This is a genomic window from Photorhabdus caribbeanensis (genome assembly GCF_018448885.1).
Lineage (GTDB): Bacteria > Pseudomonadota > Gammaproteobacteria > Enterobacterales > Enterobacteriaceae > Photorhabdus > Photorhabdus caribbeanensis.
Genome location: NZ_RCWB01000132.1, coordinates 1 through 675, shown reverse-complemented (window position 1 = coordinate 675; position 675 = coordinate 1). Strand labels below are relative to the sequence as shown.

The window sequence follows — 675 nt, the reverse complement described above, 5'->3', positions numbered from 1 at the left end:
CCCCCTGATAAGCCAGCGTATCCATCAGGGCAATCAACGGGGACTGGCGCACATCCGCCATCAGGGTTAACTGGTCGATGGTGTCGGACAGGTTATGGGTTTTATGCCAGCGCAGGCTGTTGAGGAAATTCAGCCACGCCCCGGCGAAGTCGGTAAAATAACGCGCTGTCAATCGGGCTTTCAGCTCCGCCGGGGACACCGCCTTCAATACGGGTTGACGGCCATCACTGAGCACCCAGTCAATCTCCTCCTGCCGGGAAGCTGCCACCTGCGCTATCGCTTTTTGCACCTGCCCTTCCCATGCCTGACGGGTAAACATCCCCGGCACTACCTGACGGGTGGTAAACAGGCGATTTGCATCAGTAGCGCCGGTCATCTGCGCCAAAGTTAAATCCCCGTAACTGTGGGCCACCTGTTGCAGCACTTTCTGGTACAGCATCGTTTCCGCATGACGCTGCCCCAACTGATTGAGCAGTATCTGACGCACTTCACTGACCAGTTCATTATCCACGCTGATTTTCCACTCCGGGTGGCGCGGTAAATTCTCGGCATAAAACGTCAGTAACGCCTCGCCGCTGTTCTGCCATAAGCCATCCGTCACCCCGGCCCGGCGCGGCCAGTCCGCCATCAACACCCGGCTCATCACCGCCGCCTCCGCTTTCTCCGGCCGCGCCA

Annotated in this window: 1 protein-coding gene; it reads right to left on the bottom strand. The window is 58.8% G+C overall.

All coding sequences use genetic code 11. The annotated features are described in order from the left end of the window. The coding region (locus EAE90_RS24930) for an ImcF-related family protein (RefSeq protein ID WP_246551130.1) at positions 1 to 675 on the bottom strand (675 nt) is incomplete at both ends.